Genomic DNA, 16,516 nt, shown 5'->3' with positions numbered 1-16,516 from the left:
GTGCCCAGCCTCCCACGGATGACGGATGCCGTCCCGGTGTGTCCGGGACGGCATCCGTCGTCTTCTGGTGCGCCTCAGTCGCGGCGGTCGTCCTCGGGACGATCCAGGTCCCGGTCGACTCTCGGCAGCGCCGTGGTCGAGAGCCGGCCGCGGTCGGGCTGCGGGTGCGGCTCGTGCGACTCGATCTCCTCGTCGATCGCCGCGATGGCCGTCGTGTCGGCCGCGGGCAGGGCCGCCTCGAAGCGGGCGCGGCGGCGCTTGAGCCACAGCGCGAGCACGATGATGAGCGCCATCGCGACGTAGGCGACGATCGAGAACGGGCTCTGCACGAGGTACGACGGGTCGCCCTGCCCGATCTGCATCGCCTTGCGCAGCTGCTCCTCGGCCATCGGGCCGAGGATCGCGCCCACGACGAGCGGCGCGATGGGGAAGCCGAGGCGCCGCATGAAGAAGCCGAGCACGCCGAGCACGAGCAGCACGCCGATGTCGAACACGGTGAAGTTCGCCGCGTACGCGCCGAGGCCCGCGAAGACCAGGATGCCCGCGTACAGGTAGGGCCGCGGGATCTGCAGCAGCTTCACCCAGATACCGACGAGCGGCAGGTTGAGCACGAGCAGGAGGGTGTTGCCGATGTAGAGGCTCGCGATGAGCGCCCACACGAGCGCCGGCTGGGTGTCGAACAGCCGCGGTCCCGGCTGGATGCCGTAGCTCTGGAACGCGCTCAGGATGATCGCGGCCGTCGCGGTCGTCGGGATGCCGAGCGTCAGCAGCGGCACGAGCACGCCCGCGGCGGCGGCGTTGTTCGCCGACTCCGGCCCGGCGACGCCCTCGATCGCGCCCTTGCCGAACTGCTTGCGGTACTCGGGCTTCGCGAGGCTGCGCTCGGTCGCGTAGGAGAGGAAGGTCGCGACGTCGGCGCCGCCGGCCGGGATCGAGCCGATCGGGAAGCCGATGCCCGCGCCGCGAAGCCACGGCTTCCACGAGCGCGCCCAGTCGGAGCGGCGCATCCAGGTGCGCCAGCCGCGCGTGATGGGGATGATCGGGATCTCGCCGTTCCGCAGCCGCGAGCCGACGTAGAGCGCCTCGCCGAGCGCGAAGAGGCCGACCGCCACGAGCACGACGTCGATGCCGTCGCCGAGCTGCGGGATGCCGAGCGTGAACCGCGCCTGGCCGGTGAGCGTGTCGACGCCGATGAGTCCGATGAAGAGCCCGATCGAGAGCGACACCATGCCGCGCCATGCGCTGTCGCCGAGCAGCGCGCCGACCGTGAGGAAGGCGATCACCATGAGCGCGAAGTAGTCGGCTGGGCCGAGGCTCACGGCGAAGCGCGCGACCACGGGCGCGAGCAGCGTCAGCAGCACCGTCGCGATGGTGCCGGCGATGAACGAGCCGATCGCCGCGGTCGCGAGCGCCGCCGCGCCGCGGCCGGCGCGCGCCATGCGGTTGCCCTCGAGCGCCGTGACGATCGAGGCCGACTCACCGGGCGTGTTGAGCAGGATCGAGGTCGTCGATCCGCCGTACATGCCGCCGTAGTAGATGCCGGCGAAGACGATGAACGCCGCGGTGGGCTCGAGCGAGTACGTGATCGGCAGCAGCAGCGCGACCGTCATCGCCGGGCCGATGCCCGGCAGCACGCCGACGGCCGTGCCGAGCAGCACGCCCAGGAGCGCCCACAGCAGGTAGATCGGCTGCAGCGCGGTCGCGAAGCCCTCGAGCAGCAGGGTCCAGGTGTCCATCAGAGGCCGACCCAGGAGGTGAGGGTGCCGGTCGCCGGCAAAGAGAGCCCGAGCAGCGTGCCGAACACGACTTGCGTGACGACGCCGAGCGCGAGCCCGATGAGCGCGGCGACCCACCAGCGCTTCGCACCGAGGGCGAGCGAGGCGCCGGTGAAGAGGATGGTCACGCCGAGCGGCCACCCGAGGTGGGGGATCGTGACCATGAGCGAGAGGAAGCTCAGCACCACGACGCCCGTCGAGCCCCACGAGGTGCCGTGCTCGAGATCGATGTCCTCGCCCTCCTCCGCGTGGCCGAAGCGGCCCCGCAGCTGGCCGACGAGCACGGCGATCGCGCTGACGAGCATGAGCCCGCCGACGGCGTAGGGGACGACGCGAGCGCCGAGGGTGTTGGTCGAGCCCGGGGGCTCGCGGATGGTCGTGGTCGCGATCAGCACGGCGATCGAGAGGAGCGCGATGAGTCCGACGAACGCCATCGCCTCGATCCGGGCGGAGCGCGACGCCGCCGACGCGCCCGAGGAGGTCGCGCCGGCGGACGTCGCCGTGCTCATTCGATGAGCCCGATCGTGCGGAGGGTCTCCTGCGTCTGCGTGATGTCGTCGGCGAGGAACGCGTCGAACTCGTCACCGGCGATGAACGCATCCGTCCACCCGTTGGTCGAGAGGATCTCGGTCCACGCGTCCTGCTCGTGCAGCTGCGTGACGAGGTCGATGAGCGCGGTGCGCTCGTCGTCGGTGATGTCGCCGGGCGCGATGACCCCGCGCCAGTTGGTCACCGTCACGTCGATGCCCTCGTCCTGGATGGTCGGCACGTCGGGCAGCGCCTCGGCGGGCTCGGCGCTCGAGACGGCGAGCGCGCGCAGGTCGCCCGAGAGCACCGACTCCGAGAACTCGCCGACGCCCGAGATGCCGGCCTGCACGGTGCCGCCGAGCAGCATCGTGAGCGCCTCGCCGCCGCCGGAGTTGGCGATGTAGTTGAGCGTCGAGGGCACGTCGGCCGCGTCGACGCCGCCCTCGGTGAGCAGCAGGCCCGCGAGGATGTGGTCGATGCCGCCTGCCGAGCCGCCCGTGACGGCGATGCCCTGGCCCTCCTCGACCACCGCGTCGACGAGGTCCTGCAGCGACTCGTAGGGCGAGTCGGCCGGCACGACGATGACGAGCGGCTCCTCGGTGAGCTTCGCGATCGGCGTCGTGTCCTCGATGCGCGTGTCGGAGGCGTTCGTCTCGACCGCGCCGACCATGACCGAGCCCGTGATCATGAGCGTGTTCGGGTCGGTCTCGGTCGCGAGGCTCGCGAGGCCGACCGTGCCGCCGGCGCCGCCGATGTTCTCGACCGGGGCCGAGCCGACGAGGTCGGTGTCGGTGAGCACCTGCGAGATCGCGCGGGCGGTCTGGTCCCAGCCGCCGCCGGGGTCGGCGGGGGCGATGACGTTCACGGCGGTGATGGCCGCGGCCTCGCCGTCGCCGGCGGGCGCGCTGCCCGCGGGGGCACCGCCGCCCGACGAGCAGGCCGCGAGGGCGAGCATCGCAGTCCCGGCGATGCCGACTCGGACGATGGTCGAGAAGCGCGTGCTGCGCGCGGTGCTGGGGTGCATGGACCGTCTCCTCCTTGAGCGCCCGGCGCCATGCCGGGTCACGATCTGCCAGGACGCTAACCGGACCGGATGCGCTGCGTCGCGTTGTGGTCGATGTGTGCGTTTCGGTCGTTTCGGTCACGATCTGCCGCGCGGCATCGCGCCTACCATGGGGCCGTGAGGAGAGCGATGAAGCTGCGCACGCAGATCGTGCTGCTGCAGAGCGCGATCATGCTCGTCGTCATCCTCGGCTCGGGCGTCGCCGCCGCGTGGCTGCAGGAGCGCTCGCTCCGCGATGCCTACCTCGATCGCATGATCGGGGTCGCCTACTCCGTCGCGCAGCTGCCGTCGGTGACCGAGGCGTTCGACGATCCGGACCCCGCCGCCGTCATCCAGCCGATCGCCGAGACGGTGCGGGAGGCATCCGATGTCACCTACGTCGTGGTCTCGAACGTCGAGGGCATCCGCTACTCGCACCCCAATCCCGAGCGGATCGGCGAGGTGGTCTCGACGCCGCCCGACGCCGCCAGGAGCGGCGAGCTCGTCACCACGACCGAGACCGGCACGCTCGGCACCTCGTGGCGGGCGAAGGTGCCCGTGTTCGGCCCCGACGGGGAGATCATCGGCCAGGTCTCGGTGGGCATCCTCGAGTCGGAGCTGCACGCCGAGTGGCTCAGCACCGTCTGGATCCTCGGCCTGTGCCTCGCCGTCGCGGCGATCGTCGGCGTGCTGCTCGCGGGCTGGGCGGCGGCGCAGGTGCGCAAGCGCATCTACGGCGTCGAGCCCGACGAGATCAAGTCGATGCTCGAGACCCGCAATGCGACGCTCCACGGGATCGGCGAGGGGCTCGTGGTGCTCGACGACTCGGCGACGATCACGCTGTGCAACGACTCGGCGCTCCGCCTGCTCGGCCGCGAGGGCGACGACCTCGCGGGCGTCGCGATCGCCGAGGTGCTCGATGCGCAGCTCGAGCTGCTGCTGGCCGACGCGGGCGAGCAGCAGCTCGTGCTCGCGGGCGAGCGGATGCTCGTGGCCCGTGCCGACCCGGTGGTCGTCGACGGCCGCACCGTGGGCACCGTGCTCATCCTGCGCGACCGCACCGAGCTCGACGCGGCGCTGCGCGATCTCGCCGGCGCGCAGGGCATGACCGAGACGCTGCGTGCGCAGCAGCACGAGTTCGCCAACACCCTGCACACCCTCGGCGGCCTGCTCGAGCTCGGCGAGGCCGAGGCGGCGATGCAGGTCATCGAGCGCGCGGGCGCGGGCGGCGCGCTCGCGGCGCTCGAGCCCGCGAGCGGCATCCTCGAGCTCGAGGTCGCGGCGCTGCTGCTCGCGAAGCGGGCGCAGGCGCGCGAGCACGGGGTCGAGCTCGTCGTGCGCGACGGGTCGAGGCTGCGCCCCGCCGCCCCCGCGGGCGACGCGAGCGACTGGGTCACGGTGCTCGGCAACCTGCTCGACAACGCGATCGAGGCGGCTGCCGGCGGCCGCGTCGAGGTCGCGATCGACGACGTCGACGCCGAGGCCGGCCGCGTCGTGACGATCGTCGTCGACGACGACGGGCCCGGGGTGCCCGAGGGCCGGCGCGCCGCGATCTTCGACCTCGAGGAGTCGACGAAGCCGCGCGCCGCCGGCCTCGCTCGCGGCTATGGGCTCACGCTCGTCCGCCGCGTCGTCGAGAGGCTCGGCGGCAGCGCGGCGGTCGAGGCATCGCCGCTCGGCGGTGCGCGCTTCACCGCGACGCTCCCGGTCGCGCGCCGCGAGGTGCCGGCGTGAGGACGCTGCGAGCACTGATCGTCGAGGACGATCGTGCGGTCGCGATGGTCACGCGCGGGTTCATCGAGCGGCACGGCGCGTTCCTGGTCGCGGGCCAGGCAGGCACGGGTCGGGACGCCCTCGAGGCGATCGAGGCCATCCGCCCCGACCTCGTGCTGCTCGACGTGCACCTGCCGGATGCGTCCGGGATCGAGGTGCTGCGCGTCGCGCGGGCGCGCGGCTTCGCCGGCGAGGTCGTGGCAGTCACGGCCGCGCGGGACCTCGAGACGGTGCGCGCCGCGCGCGCCTTCGGCGTGCGCCACTACCTCGTGAAGCCGTTCGGCCTCGAGGCCATGCGCGAGCGGCTCGAGGCGATCCGGGCCGAGATCGAGCGGGCCGAGGCGTTCGGGCCCGCGGTGCTCGACCAGCGGGCCGTCGACGCGATGCTGCAGCCGGCCGACCGGCAGCGCCCCGCGCCGCCGCCCGGCTCGCAGCTCACGCTCGAGCGCGTCGCGGCAGCGCTCGACGCCGCGGAGGAGACGGTGAGCGCAGCCGAGCTCGCCGAGCTGCTCGGCATGTCGCGCGTGAGCGCGCGCCGGTACCTCGAACGGCTCGTGCTCGACGGCCGCGCGGAAGTCGCCCCGCGCTACGGGGGCACGGGACGGCCGGAGCTGCGCTACAGCCCGCGCCGCTGAGGCCGCCGCGGCGCTAGTGCACCGGCGTGCCGAGCAGCGCGCCGATCGCCCAGGTCGCGGCGAGCGCGAGGATGCCGCCGATCAGCACGCGGAACATCGCGACGCGCTTGCCCGAGGCGCCGATGCGGGCCGAGACGAAGCCCGTGATGAGCAGGGCGACGACGGTCGCGATCGCGATCGGCCACGGCATCCACGCGCCGGGGGAGAGCACCGCCGCGAGCAGCGGGATGCAGGAGCCGATCGTGAAGGCGACGGCGGAGGCGAGCGCCGCCGACCACGGGTTGTTGAGGTCGTCGGGGTCGAGGTTGTACTCGATGCTGAGGTGCGCGCGCAGCGGGTCCTTGCCGTGCAGCTCGACCGCGGCCGTGTGGGCGGTCGCGGGCGAGAGGCCGCGCTCCTCGAACATGTGGGCGAGCTGGTCGATCTGCCCCTCGGGGTTGTCGGCGAGGTGCTGCTGCTCGCGGCGGATCGCACCCCGCTCGCTGTCGCGCTGCGACGAGACGGAGACGTACTCGCCGACGCCCATCGAGAACGCGCCGGCGACGAGCGCCGCGACCCCCGCGGTCAGCACGCCGGCGGGCGACGTGCCGGCGCTCGCGACGCCGACCATGAGCGCTGCCGTCGAGACGATGCCGTCGTTCGCGCCGAGCACGCCGGCGCGCAGCCAGTTGAGCTTCGACGCGATCGATCCGACCGGCGGCGGCAGGTCGGGACGGCGCTGGAGCGCAGGATCCATGGATGTCCTCCCGGGCATCCATCGTCCGGTGCCGTCGAGTGCGCCGCAAGCAAGGTGGCACTCGGCCCAACCGTGCCCGCGCGCCGAAGCGAGCGGCTTCGGCACGCCGAAAGCGACGGGGGCGCATGTGAGGCGGGGTTAGGCTTGACAGCGGCGATTCGCCACCAGCACACCGATTGGATGACGCGTGGATCTGTACGAGTACCAGGCAAGGGACCTGTTCGAGCAGCACGGGGTCCCCGTGCTGCGGGGCATCACGGCCGACACTCCCGACGAGGCGCAGGCGGCTGCCGCGGAGCTCGGCGGCGGGGTCGTGGTCGTGAAGGCGCAGGTCAAGACGGGCGGTCGCGGCAAGGCCGGCGGCGTCAAGCTCGCGAAGAGCCCCGAGGAGGCGAAGGCCGCCGCGGAGGCGATCCTGGGCCTCGACATCAAGGGGCACACCGTGCACCGCGTGATGGTCGCCGAGGGCGCCGCCATCAAGGAGGAGTACTACTTCTCGGTGCTGCTCGACCGCGCCAACCGCTCGTACCTCGCGATGTGCTCGTACGAGGGCGGCATGGAGATCGAGCAGCTCGCCGAGGAGCGCCCCGAGGCGCTCGCCAAGGTCGAGGTCGACCCGTCGACCGGCATCGACCAGGCGAAGGCCGAGGAGATCGTGCGCGCCGCGAGCTTCCCCGAGGAGCTCGTCGCGAAGGTCGCGCCCGTCATCGTGAAGCTCTACGGCGTCTTCACCGGCGAGGACGCGACGCTCGTCGAGGTCAACCCGCTCGTGCTCACCGAGGGCGGCGACGTCATCGCGCTCGACGGCAAGATCACGCTCGACGAGAACGCGGAGTTCCGGCACGAGGCACACGCGCAGCTCGAGGACAAGGCCGCGACGAACCCGCTCGAGGCGAAGGCCAAGGCGGCCGACCTCAACTACGTCAAGCTCGACGGCCAGGTCGGCATCATCGGCAACGGCGCGGGCCTCGTCATGTCGACGCTCGACGTCGTCGCCTACGCGGGCGAGCGCCACGGCGGCGTCAAGCCCGCCAACTTCCTCGACATCGGCGGCGGCGCCTCCGCGCAGGTCATGGCCGCCGGCCTCGACGTCATCCTGAACGACGAGGACGTCAAGAGCGTCTTCGTCAACGTCTTCGGCGGCATCACCGCGTGCGACGAGGTCGCGAACGGCATCGTCAAGGCGCTCGAGATCCTCGGCGACGAGGCCTCGAAGCCGCTCGTCGTGCGGCTCGACGGCAACAACGTCGAGGAGGGTCGGCGGATCCTCGCCGACGCCAACCACCCGCTCGTGACCGTGGTCGAGACGATGGACGAGGCCGCCGACAAGGCCGCCGAGCTGGCTGCGGCCTAGGAGATACAGAAGAGATGTCGATCTACCTCAACAAGGACAGCAAGGTCATCGTCCAGGGCATCACCGGCGGCGAGGGCTCGAAGCACACCGCCCGCATGCTCGCGGCCGGCACCCAGGTCGTCGGCGGCGTCAACGCGCGCAAGGCCGGCACGACCGTCTCGCACACGGCGCAGGACGGCTCCGCCGTCGAGCTGCCGGTCTTCGGCTCCGTCGCCGAGGCGATGGCCGAGACGGGCGCCGACACGTCGATCGTCTTCGTGCCGCCGGCCTTCGCGAAGGACGCCGTCATCGAGGCCGTCGACGCGGGCATCGGCCTGCTCGTCGTCATCACCGAGGGCATCCCCGTGCAGGACTCGGCCGAGTTCTGGGCGCACGCGAAGGCCAAGGGCACGACGCGCATCATCGGCCCGAACTGCCCCGGCATCATCACGCCCGAGGAGTCGCTCGTCGGCATCACGCCCGCGAACATCACCGGCAAGGGCCCGATCGGCCTCGTCTCGAAGTCGGGCACGCTGACCTACCAGATGATGTTCGAGCTGCGTGACATCGGCTTCTCGACCGCCATCGGCATCGGCGGCGACCCGATCATCGGGACGACGCACATCGACGCGCTCGAGGCCTTCGAGGCCGACCCCGAGACGAAGGCGATCGTCATGATCGGCGAGATCGGCGGCGACGCAGAGGAGCGCGCGGCCGACTTCATCAAGGCCAACGTGACGAAGCCCGTCGTCGGCTACGTCGCCGGCTTCACGGCTCCCGAGGGCAAGACGATGGGCCACGCCGGCGCGATCGTCTCGGGCTCGTCGGGCACGGCCGAGGCGAAGCAGGTCGCGCTCGAGGCGGCCGGCGTCAAGGTCGGCAAGACGCCCTCCGAGACCGCTCGCCTCATGCGCGAGGTCATCGAGTCGCTCTGACGTGAGCGCTCACGGAGCGCCCCGGCTGCGGCCGGGGCGCTCCCGCGTTCTCGGGCACCGCTCGGGCACGCCGTCTAGGGTGGCTGCACGACTCGAGGAGGCAGCCATGCATCACGACGCGAGCAGCGAGCACGACGACGAGGGCACCAAGAAGCCCGGCGGGCTCGGCGACGACGGCACGATCCCCGCGAACCCCGACGGCCTCGGCGCGACGACGACCGACGAGGAGTCGACGTTCGAGCCGGAGGAGGACGAGGCGGCCGACGACCAGGCGGCGAAGCCCGACGTCGACTGACGACGCCGCGCGCCCCGCGCGCGACGGCCCGCGCTCGCGCCGAGCGCGGATGCGGTGCAGAGTGTCAGCATGACGATCCTCTGCGCGACGTGCGGCGTCGAGACCGCCGAGCCGCTGCCCGAGACCTGCCGCATCTGCGCCGACGAGCGGCAGTGGGTGCCGCTGCACGGGCAGATCTGGACGAGTGTCGAGGAGCAGCTGGCCGACGGCATGCACATCGACGTCGTCGAGCTCGAGCCCGGCGCGTGGGCGCTCACGTCGGATCCCGCCGTCGGCATCGGCCAGCGCTCGATCCTCGTGCAGACCGACGCGGGCAACGTGCTGTGGGATCCGCTCGGCACGATCACCGACGACGCCGTCGAGCAGGTGCGCGAGCTCGGCGGGCTCGCGTTCGTCGCCGCCTCCCACCCGCACATGTTCGGCGTGCAGTGCGCGTGGGCGGACGCGCTCGACGCGCGCGTGCTCGTGAACGAGCGCGACGCATCCTGGATCGCCCGCCGCCACGAGCGCATCGACCTGTGGGACGCGGAGGTCGAGATCCTGCCGGGCGTGCGGCTCATCCGCTTCGGCGGCCACTTCCCCGGCGCCGCCGTCATCGAGTGGGCGCGGGGGAGCGGCGGCGAGGGCTCGCTGCTCGCGGGCGACACGATGCAGCCGAAGCCCGACCGGCGCAGCGTCGCGTTCATGCGCTCGTACCCGAACAACATCCCGCTCTCCGCGGGCGTCGTGCGCCGGCTCGCGGAGCAGGCAGCCGGGCTGCGGTTCCGCCGCGTCTACGGCAACATCCCCGGGCAGGTCGTCGAGGACGGGCCCGAGGCGATCGCCCGCAGCGCCCAGCGCCACATCGACTGGGTGACGGGCGTGCACGACGACCTGACCTGAGGGCGCGCCCGGACGGGCACGAGCGAGAGGGGCGGATGCGCCCGAGCGGGGCCGGCGTGCCCGGCCCGCTCGGGCGCATCCGCCCCCGTCGGTCTCGCGTCAGCGCAGGTGCGCGAGGATCCCGTTGAGCGTCGCGCTCGGCCGCATCGCGGCGTCGGCGAGGTCGGTGTCGACGCGGTAGTAGCCGCCGAGGTCGACGGGCGAGCCCTGCGCCTCGAGCAGCTCGCGCTCGATCGCGTCGGTCTGCTCGACGAGCTGCTGCGCGACGGGCGCGAACACCTCCGCGAGCTGCGCGTCGTCGCCCTGGGCGGCGAGCTCCTCGGCCCAGTAGCGCGCGAGCCAGAAGTGGCTGCCGCGGTTGTCGATCTCGCCGACCTTGCGCGAGGGCGACTTGTTCTCGTTGAGGAACGTGCCGGTCGCCGCGTCGAGCGTCTCGGCGAGCACGCCCGCGCGGGCGTTGCCGGTCGACTCCGACAGGTGGCGGAACGACTCCGCGAGCGCCATGAACTCGCCGAGCGAGTCCCAGCGCAGGTGGTTCTCCTCGACGAGCTGCTGCACGTGCTTCGGCGCCGAGCCGCCGGCACCGGTCTCGAACAGGCCGCCGCCGTTGAGCAGCGGCACGACGGAGAGCATCTTCGCGCTCGTGCCGAGCTCGAGGATGGGGAAGAGGTCGGTGTTGTAGTCGCGCAGCACGTTGCCGGTCACCGAGATGGTGTCCTCACCGCGGCGGATGCGCTCGATCGAGACGCGCGTCGCCTCGACCGGGCTGAGGATCTGGATGTCGAGCCCCTCGGTGTCGTGCTTGGGCAGCTCGGCCTCGACCTTCTTGATGAGCTCGGCGTCGTGCGCGCGCTCGGCGTCGAGCCAGAAGATCGCGGGCGTCGACGAGGCGCGGGCGCGCGTCACCGCGAGCTTCACCCAGTCGCGCACCGGCACGTCCTTCGTCTGGCACGCGCGCCAGATGTCGCCGGCCTCGACGTCGTGCGAGAGCAGCACCTCGCCGGCCGCGTTCACGACCTCGACGCGACCGTCGCGCTCGATGCGGAACGTCTTGTCGTGCGAGCCGTACTCCTCGGCCTTCTGCGCCATGAGGCCGACGTTCGGCACCGAGCCCATCGTCGTCGGGTCGAAGGCGCCGTTGCGCTGGCAGTCCTCGATCACGACCTGGTAGATGCCGGCGTACGACGAGTCGGGGATGACCGCGAGCGTGTCGGCCTCCTCGCCGTCCGGGCCCCACATGTGGCCCGACTGGCGGATCATCGCGGGCATGGATGCGTCGACGATGACGTCCGAGGGCACGTGCAGGTTCGTGATCCCGCGGTCGGAGTTGACCATCGCGAGGCGCGGGCCGTCGGCGATGCCCTGCTCGATCGCCGCGCGCACCTCGGCGGCCGTCTCCTCGCCGAGCTCCGAGAGGCCGGAGAGGATCGAGGCGAGGCCGTTCTCGGGCGAGAGGCCGGCCTCGGCGAGCTGCTGGCCGTACCGCTCGAACACCGCGGGCAGGAACGCGCGCACGACGTGGCCGAAGATGATCGGGTCGGAGACCTTCATCATCGTCGCCTTGAGGTGGGCAGAGAAGAGGATGTGCTCGTCGCGGGCGCGGCGCACCTGCTCGGCGAGGAAGGCGTCGAGCGCCTTCGCCGACATGAACGTCGCGTCGACGATCTCTCCCTCGAGCACCGCGAGGCCGTCCTTGAGCACGGTCGTCTCGCCGTCGGCGCCCACCAGGCGGATCTGCAGCGTGTCGGCGGCGGGCATCGTGACCGACTGCTCGTTCGAGCGGAAGTCGCCGGCGCCCATCGTCGCGACGGCCGTCTTGGAGTCGGCCGACCACGCGCCCATCGAGTGCGGGTGCTTGCGCGCGTACTCCTTCACCGAGCGCGGCGCGCGCCGGTCGGAGTTGCCCTCGCGCAGCACGGGGTTGACCGCCGAGCCCTTGACCGAGTCGTAGCGCGCCCGCGCGTCGCGGTCGTCGTCGGTGACGACCTCGTCGGGGTAGTCGGGCAGCGCGAAGCCCTTCGACTGCAGCTCGGCGATCGCGGCCTTGAGCTGCGGCACCGACGCCGAGATGTTCGGCAGCTTGATGATGTTGGCCTCGGGCGTCTTCGCGAGCTCGCCGAGCTCGGCGAGCGCGTCGGCCTCCTGCTGCTCGGCGGGGAGGCGGTCGGCGAAGGCGGCGACGATGCGGCCGGCGAGCGAGATGTCGCGGCGCTCGACCTCGACGTCGGCGGCCGCGGCGAAGGCCTCGACGATCGGCAGGAACGAGTGCGTCGCGAGCATCGGCGCCTCGTCGGTGTACGTGTAGATGATCTTGGCCATGCGGCTCGAACCCCTCGCGGTCTCGGATTGTGACGGCGGCCTCGAGAGCGTGCGCGGGCCGCGCCGTGCGCATCCAACCTACCGCGAGCGTGCCCGTCCGCCGCGCGGCGGCGGGGCTCGGGCCGGATGCGTCGGTAGGGTGCCAGCCGTGCGTCGCGTGTGGGCCGGGATCGGCCAGGCAGTCGAGTCCGCCGCCATCGCAGCGGTGGGCCTCGTGCTGTGCGCGCTCGTGCTGCTCGCGGTCTGGGGCGTCGACCAGGGCTTCGCCGGCGACCCGCTCGTGCACTGGCGCATCGCCGCCGACGCGTGGCTCGTCGGCCACGGCGTCGACCTCTCGCTCGAGCTCGGCCGCGACGCGGTCATCGCGGTCGGCATCGAGGCGGCGAGCCGGCCCTTCGCGATGACGCTCGGCGCGTGGGGCATCGGCCTCCTCACGCTCTGGCTCCACTGGCGCAGCGGCCGCCGGCTCGCCGAGCTGCCGATGCTCGACGCGGGCATCGCGACCGCGAGCGGCGCGCTCGCGACCGGTGCCGTCGGCCTGCTCGCGGCCGCGAGCGCCCAGCACCCCGTCGCATCCCCCGACCTCGCGCAGGCCTTCGCGCTGCCGGCGCTCGTCGCCCTCGTCGGCATGGTCGCCGCCATCGTGCGCGTGCACGGCCACGACTGGCTCGACGCGGCTGCGCGCGCGCTCACGATCGAGGACCGCTGGATGCGCCCGATCCGCGCCGCCCTCCGCACCGGCGCGGGCGGCGCGGTCGCGGTGCTCGGCGTCGGCGGCCTCGTGCTCGGCATCGGCCTCTTCGCGCGCTTCGCTGACGGCCTGCTCGTGATGGAGTCGCTGCAGGTCACGCACCTCGGCGCCTTCGTGCTCTTCCTGCTGCAGCTCGTGCTCGCACCCGTCGCGATCGTGTGGGCCGCGGCGTGGGCGGTCGGGCCGGGCTTCATGATCGGCACCGGCTCGCACGTCTCGCCGCTCAGCACCGACCTCGGCCCGATCCCCGCGATGCCGCTGCTGTCGGCGATCGACCCCGAGGCGGCGCCGTGGATGCTCGCCGTCGTCGCGCTCCCGGTCGTCGCGGCGGTCGTGGTCGGCGCGCTCGCGCGGCAGACGATCCTCGCAGGCACCGCCGCGCGCCCCGTGCACTGGTGGGAGCTCGCGATCGCCGGCGTCGGCGGCGGCGTGCTGGCCGGCGCGCTGCTCGGCCTCGCCGCGATGCTCTCGAGCGGCTCGATCGGGCCCGGCCGGCTCGCCGAGGCGGGGCCCGACGCGGTGCTCGTCGCCGCGTGGGGCGCGCTCGAGGTGGGCGTCGGGCTCCTGATCGGCCTCGTCGCGGGCGGCCGCGGCGTCGGCTCGCTCGCGCGGGAGGGCGAGGGCTCGACGATCCGCGAGGTGCTCGGCCTCCGCGCGGGCAACGACGGGGCGGATGCGTCCACGGGCGACGCGCACGCTGACGCGCAGGAGACCCGGCCGGTCGCGCCGGTCGCGGAGCCCGCGGTCGCAGCGCCGACGCCCGTCGAGCCCGCGCCGGCCGAGCCGGGACCGGTCGAGCCGGGACCGGTCGAGCCGGGACCGGTCGAGCCGGGACCGGTCGAGCCGGTGGCTGAAGCACCCGCGCCCGCCGAGCCGCAGGAGACCTCGCCGGTCGTCGCCGTCTCGATGGAGGACCGGGCGGCGACGCAAGCCGTCGATCCCGTCGAGACGCCCGCGGGCGGCACCCCGGCGACCGACGACGGCGCCGAGCCGGCGCACGAGCGCGACGCAGCGCATCCGGACCCGACTGCCGACGGCGACGAGCACCCTCGGTAGGCTGGAGGGCGTGCTCCGCGTCGTCGTCCTCGTCTCCGGGAGCGGCAGCAACTTCGCCGACCTGCTCGATCGTGCTCGCTCCGGGCGCGTCGCTGTCGAGGTGATCGCCGTCGGCGCCGACCGCGAGTGCGGCGGCATCGAGATCGCGCGCGCCGCCGGCATCCCGACCTTCGTCGAGCCGTTCGCCCCGCCGCGCGAGGCCTGGAGCGATCGCATCGCCGAGCGCGTCGAGGCGTTCGAGCCCGACCTCGTGGTGCTCTCGGGCTTCATGCGGCTGCTCTCGGCCGAGGCGGTCTCGCGCTTCGAGCCGGCGCTGCTCAACACGCATCCCGCGTTCCTGCCCGAGTTCCCCGGCGCGCACGGCGTGCGCGACGCGCTCGCGGCGGGCGTCACCGAGACCGGCGCGAGCGTCATCATCGTCGACAGCGGCGTCGACACCGGCCCGATCCTCGCCCAGCAGCGCGTGCCCGTGCTCGAGGGCGACACCGAGGCGACGCTCCACGAGCGCATCAAGCTCGTCGAGCGCGAGCTGCTCGCCGAGGTGCTCGCGGGCATCGCCGACGGCTCGATCGACCTCGCCGACCACGGCCTCGAGCACCGGCTCGACCAGCCCGACACCGCACCGGAGGAAGCCAAGTGAGCGGACCGCAGCACGACCCCAGCCTCTACCGCGAGCGCGACGCGGTGCCCTTCCGGCGCGCGCTGCTCTCGGTGAGCGACAAGACCGGCATCGTCGAGCTCGGCGCGGCGCTCGCGGAGGCGGGCGTCGAGCTCGTCTCGACCGGCTCGACCGCGAAGCTGCTCGCCGGCGCGGGCCTGCCCGTGACGGAGGTCGCGTCGGTCACCGGCTTCGCCGAGGCGCTCGACGGCCGCGTCAAGACGCTGCACCCCGCGATCCACGCCGGCCTGCTCGCCGACCTGCGGCTCGAGCACCACGAGGCGCAGCTCGCCGAGCTCGGCATCGCGCCGTTCGAGCTCGTCGTCGTGAACCTCTACCCGTTCGTCGAGACCGTGCGGTCGGGCGCGGCCGACGCCGACATCGTCGAGCAGATCGACATCGGCGGGCCGGCGATGGTGCGCGCGTCGGCGAAGAACCACGCGAACGTCGCGATCGTCACCGACCCGCGCGTCTACCCGCTCATCGCGAAGGCCGCCGGCACGGGGCTGAACCTCATGCAGCGCCGCGCGCTCGCGCGCGACGCGTTCGCGCACACCGCCGCCTACGACCGCGCGGTCGCGCGCTGGTTCGCGGGCGAGCCGGTGGACGAGCCGGCCGCGGCGGCGCCCGCGGCGGCCTCCGCCGCCGAGGCGCCCGCTGCGAGCGCGGTGCTGGCCGCCCCGGCAGCCGCGACGGGCGCGCCCGAGCCGGCCGAGGCATCCGACCCCGACACGTCGAGCGCGAGCGGACTGCTGCGCGCCGTCGGCGCCGCGAGCCTCGTGCAGGGCCTGCGCTACGGCGAGAACAGCCACCAGCAGGCGGGGCTCTTCGCGCTGCCCGGCGGCCGCGGCATCACGCAGGCCGAGCTGCTGCACGGCAAGCCGATGTCGTTCAACAACTACGTCGACGCCGATGCGGCGCTGCGGGCGGCGTACGACTTCGTCGAGCCGGCGGTCGCGATCATCAAGCACGCCAACCCGTGCGGCATCGCGATCGCGGCGCCCGGCGCGGCCGACGCGATCGCCTCCGCGCACGAGCGCGCGCACGCGTGCGACCCGGTCTCGGCCTTCGGCGGCGTCATCGCCGCGAACCGCACCGTCACGCGCGCGATGGCCGAGACGGTGAGGGACATCTTCACCGAGGTCGTCGTCGCGCCCGACTTCGAGCCCGAGGCGCTCGAGCTGCTCACGGCGAAGAAGAGCATCCGGCTGCTGCGGCTGCCGGAGGGCTACGCGCGCGAGGGCTCCGAGCTGCGGCACGTCTCGGGCGGCGTGCTCGTGCAGCAGCCCGACACGTTCGATGGCTTCTCGTCGCACACGTGGCGACGGGTCGCCGGCTCGCACGTGGCCGACGACGTGCTCGCCGACCTCGAGTTCGCCTGGCGCGCGGTGCGCTCGGTGAAGTCGAACGCCATCCTGCTCGCCGCGGGGCTCGCCTCCGTCGGCGTCGGCATGGGTCAGGTCAACCGCGTCGACTCGTGCGCGCTCGCCGTCTCGCGCGCGGGGGAGCGGGCCGCCGGCTCGGTCGCGGCCTCGGATGCGTTCTTCCCGTTCGCGGACGGCCTCCAGGTGCTGCTCGACGCGGGCGTGCGCGCGGTGGTGCAGCCGGGTGGCTCCGTGCGCGACGAGGAGGTCATCGCGGCGGCGACCGCCGCCCGCATCACGATGTACTTCACGGGGGAGCGCCACTTCGCGCATTGAAGGCGCGGCCTCGCCGCCCGCCTCGCCGACGGGGGCGGTCGTGCCCGACCGGGGCCGGCACGCCCGCCCCACTCGGGCGCATCCGCACCGCTCGGCGC

General features: G+C 73.3%; 14 protein-coding genes. 9 read left to right on the top strand and 5 right to left on the bottom strand.

What is annotated here, in order from left to right; genetic code table 11:
- Window positions 1–74: 74 nt before the first annotated feature.
- The 3 genes from JQT67_RS05610 to JQT67_RS05600 are packed head-to-tail and all read right to left on the bottom strand — an operon-like array spanning window position 75 to window position 3,327.
- Complete coding sequence (locus JQT67_RS05610) at window positions 75–1,736, bottom strand: tripartite tricarboxylate transporter permease (RefSeq protein ID WP_208063861.1); 1,662 nt, start codon at window positions 1,734–1,736, stop codon at window positions 75–77.
- Entirely contained in the window at window positions 1,736–2,284 is a 549-nt protein-coding gene (locus JQT67_RS05605; protein ID WP_208063860.1) for a tripartite tricarboxylate transporter TctB family protein, read from the bottom strand. Before JQT67_RS05605 ends, JQT67_RS05610 begins: the two co-directional genes overlap by 1 nt.
- Window positions 2,281–3,327 carry a tripartite tricarboxylate transporter substrate binding protein gene (locus JQT67_RS05600; RefSeq protein ID WP_208063859.1) on the bottom strand — a complete coding sequence of 349 codons (1,047 nt, stop codon included), beginning with the start codon at window positions 3,325–3,327 and terminating at the stop codon, window positions 2,281–2,283. Before JQT67_RS05600 ends, JQT67_RS05605 begins: the two co-directional genes overlap by 4 nt.
- A gap of 156 nt (window positions 3,328–3,483) precedes the next feature.
- Here JQT67_RS05600 and JQT67_RS05595 point away from each other — a divergent pair, with 156 nt between their 5' ends.
- Both JQT67_RS05595 and JQT67_RS05590 read left to right on the top strand, forming a co-directional pair.
- Window positions 3,484–5,079, top strand: a complete 1,596-nt coding sequence (locus JQT67_RS05595; RefSeq protein WP_208063858.1) for a sensor histidine kinase — start codon at window positions 3,484–3,486, stop codon at window positions 5,077–5,079.
- A complete protein-coding gene (locus tag JQT67_RS05590; protein ID WP_307864231.1) occupies window positions 5,076–5,753 on the top strand; it encodes a response regulator in 678 nt (225 codons plus the stop codon). Before JQT67_RS05595 ends, JQT67_RS05590 begins: the two co-directional genes overlap by 4 nt.
- Before the next feature lie 13 nt (window positions 5,754–5,766).
- Here JQT67_RS05590 and JQT67_RS05585 read toward each other — a convergent pair whose 3' ends face one another.
- Window positions 5,767–6,489, bottom strand: coding sequence for a VIT family protein (locus JQT67_RS05585; RefSeq protein ID WP_208063857.1), 723 nt, complete (start codon window positions 6,487–6,489; stop codon window positions 5,767–5,769).
- Window positions 6,490–6,676: 187 nt separating this feature from the next.
- On the opposite strand from JQT67_RS05585, the gene sucC reads away from it, so the two are divergent.
- From sucC to JQT67_RS05565, 4 genes are all read left to right on the top strand, one after another.
- Window positions 6,677–7,843 carry an ADP-forming succinate--CoA ligase subunit beta gene (gene sucC / locus JQT67_RS05580; RefSeq protein WP_021010799.1) on the top strand — a complete coding sequence of 389 codons (1,167 nt, stop codon included), beginning with the start codon at window positions 6,677–6,679 and terminating at the stop codon, window positions 7,841–7,843.
- Between the two features lie 14 nt (window positions 7,844–7,857).
- Window positions 7,858–8,757, top strand: a complete 900-nt coding sequence (gene sucD, locus JQT67_RS05575; RefSeq protein ID WP_021010798.1) for a succinate--CoA ligase subunit alpha — start codon at window positions 7,858–7,860, stop codon at window positions 8,755–8,757.
- Between the two features lie 106 nt (window positions 8,758–8,863).
- Window positions 8,864–9,052, top strand: a complete 189-nt coding sequence (locus JQT67_RS05570) for a hypothetical protein (RefSeq protein ID WP_021010797.1) — start codon at window positions 8,864–8,866, stop codon at window positions 9,050–9,052.
- Between the two features lie 69 nt (window positions 9,053–9,121).
- Window positions 9,122–9,934, top strand: a complete 813-nt coding sequence (locus tag JQT67_RS05565; protein WP_208063856.1) for a hydrolase — start codon at window positions 9,122–9,124, stop codon at window positions 9,932–9,934.
- 99 nt (window positions 9,935–10,033) lie between these two features.
- On the opposite strand, the gene JQT67_RS05560 is transcribed toward JQT67_RS05565, so the two are convergent.
- A complete protein-coding gene (locus JQT67_RS05560) occupies window positions 10,034–12,253 on the bottom strand; it encodes an NADP-dependent isocitrate dehydrogenase (RefSeq protein WP_208063855.1) in 2,220 nt (739 codons plus the stop codon).
- 148 nt (window positions 12,254–12,401) lie between these two features.
- Between JQT67_RS05560 and JQT67_RS05555 the strand changes: the two genes are divergently transcribed.
- Genes JQT67_RS05555 through purH form a run of 3 tightly spaced genes read left to right on the top strand, consistent with a single transcriptional unit; the run spans window position 12,402 to window position 16,418 of the window.
- A complete protein-coding gene (locus JQT67_RS05555; RefSeq protein WP_208063854.1) occupies window positions 12,402–14,060 on the top strand; it encodes a DUF6350 family protein in 1,659 nt (552 codons plus the stop codon).
- A 10-nt stretch (window positions 14,061–14,070) separates the two neighbouring features.
- Window positions 14,071–14,700, top strand: coding sequence for a phosphoribosylglycinamide formyltransferase (purN, locus tag JQT67_RS05550; RefSeq protein WP_021010793.1), 630 nt, complete (start codon window positions 14,071–14,073; stop codon window positions 14,698–14,700).
- A complete protein-coding gene (gene purH, locus JQT67_RS05545) occupies window positions 14,697–16,418 on the top strand; it encodes a bifunctional phosphoribosylaminoimidazolecarboxamide formyltransferase/IMP cyclohydrolase (RefSeq protein WP_208063853.1) in 1,722 nt (573 codons plus the stop codon). Before purN ends, purH begins: the two co-directional genes overlap by 4 nt.
- Window positions 16,419–16,516 lie beyond the last annotated feature (98 nt).

Origin of the sequence: Agrococcus sp. TF02-05, from assembly GCF_017565345.1 — a bacterium.
In the GTDB taxonomy this organism is placed as follows: domain Bacteria; phylum Actinomycetota; class Actinomycetes; order Actinomycetales; family Microbacteriaceae; genus Agrococcus; species Agrococcus pavilionensis.
The sequence above is the reverse complement of the archived record's forward strand: the minus strand, read 5'-3'. Positions and strand labels throughout refer to the sequence as shown.

Excerpts from the sequence above, each read along its gene's own strand:
- JQT67_RS05610 (WP_208063861.1), bottom strand. The coding sequence starts at position 1,736 with ATGGACACCTGGACCCTGCTGCTCGAGGGCTTCGCGACCGCGCTGCAG.
- JQT67_RS05560 (WP_208063855.1), bottom strand. The coding sequence starts at position 12,253 with ATGGCCAAGATCATCTACACGTACACCGACGAGGCGCCGATGCTCGCG.
- JQT67_RS05565 (WP_208063856.1), top strand. The coding sequence starts at position 9,122 with ATGACGATCCTCTGCGCGACGTGCGGCGTCGAGACCGCCGAGCCGCTG.
- JQT67_RS05600 (WP_208063859.1), bottom strand. The coding sequence starts at position 3,327 with ATGCACCCCAGCACCGCGCGCAGCACGCGCTTCTCGACCATCGTCCGA.
- sucD (WP_021010798.1), top strand. The coding sequence starts at position 7,858 with ATGTCGATCTACCTCAACAAGGACAGCAAGGTCATCGTCCAGGGCATC.
- JQT67_RS05605 (WP_208063860.1), bottom strand. The coding sequence starts at position 2,284 with ATGAGCACGGCGACGTCCGCCGGCGCGACCTCCTCGGGCGCGTCGGCG.
- JQT67_RS05585 (WP_208063857.1), bottom strand. The coding sequence starts at position 6,489 with ATGGATCCTGCGCTCCAGCGCCGTCCCGACCTGCCGCCGCCGGTCGGA.
- JQT67_RS05570 (WP_021010797.1), top strand. The coding sequence starts at position 8,864 with ATGCATCACGACGCGAGCAGCGAGCACGACGACGAGGGCACCAAGAAG.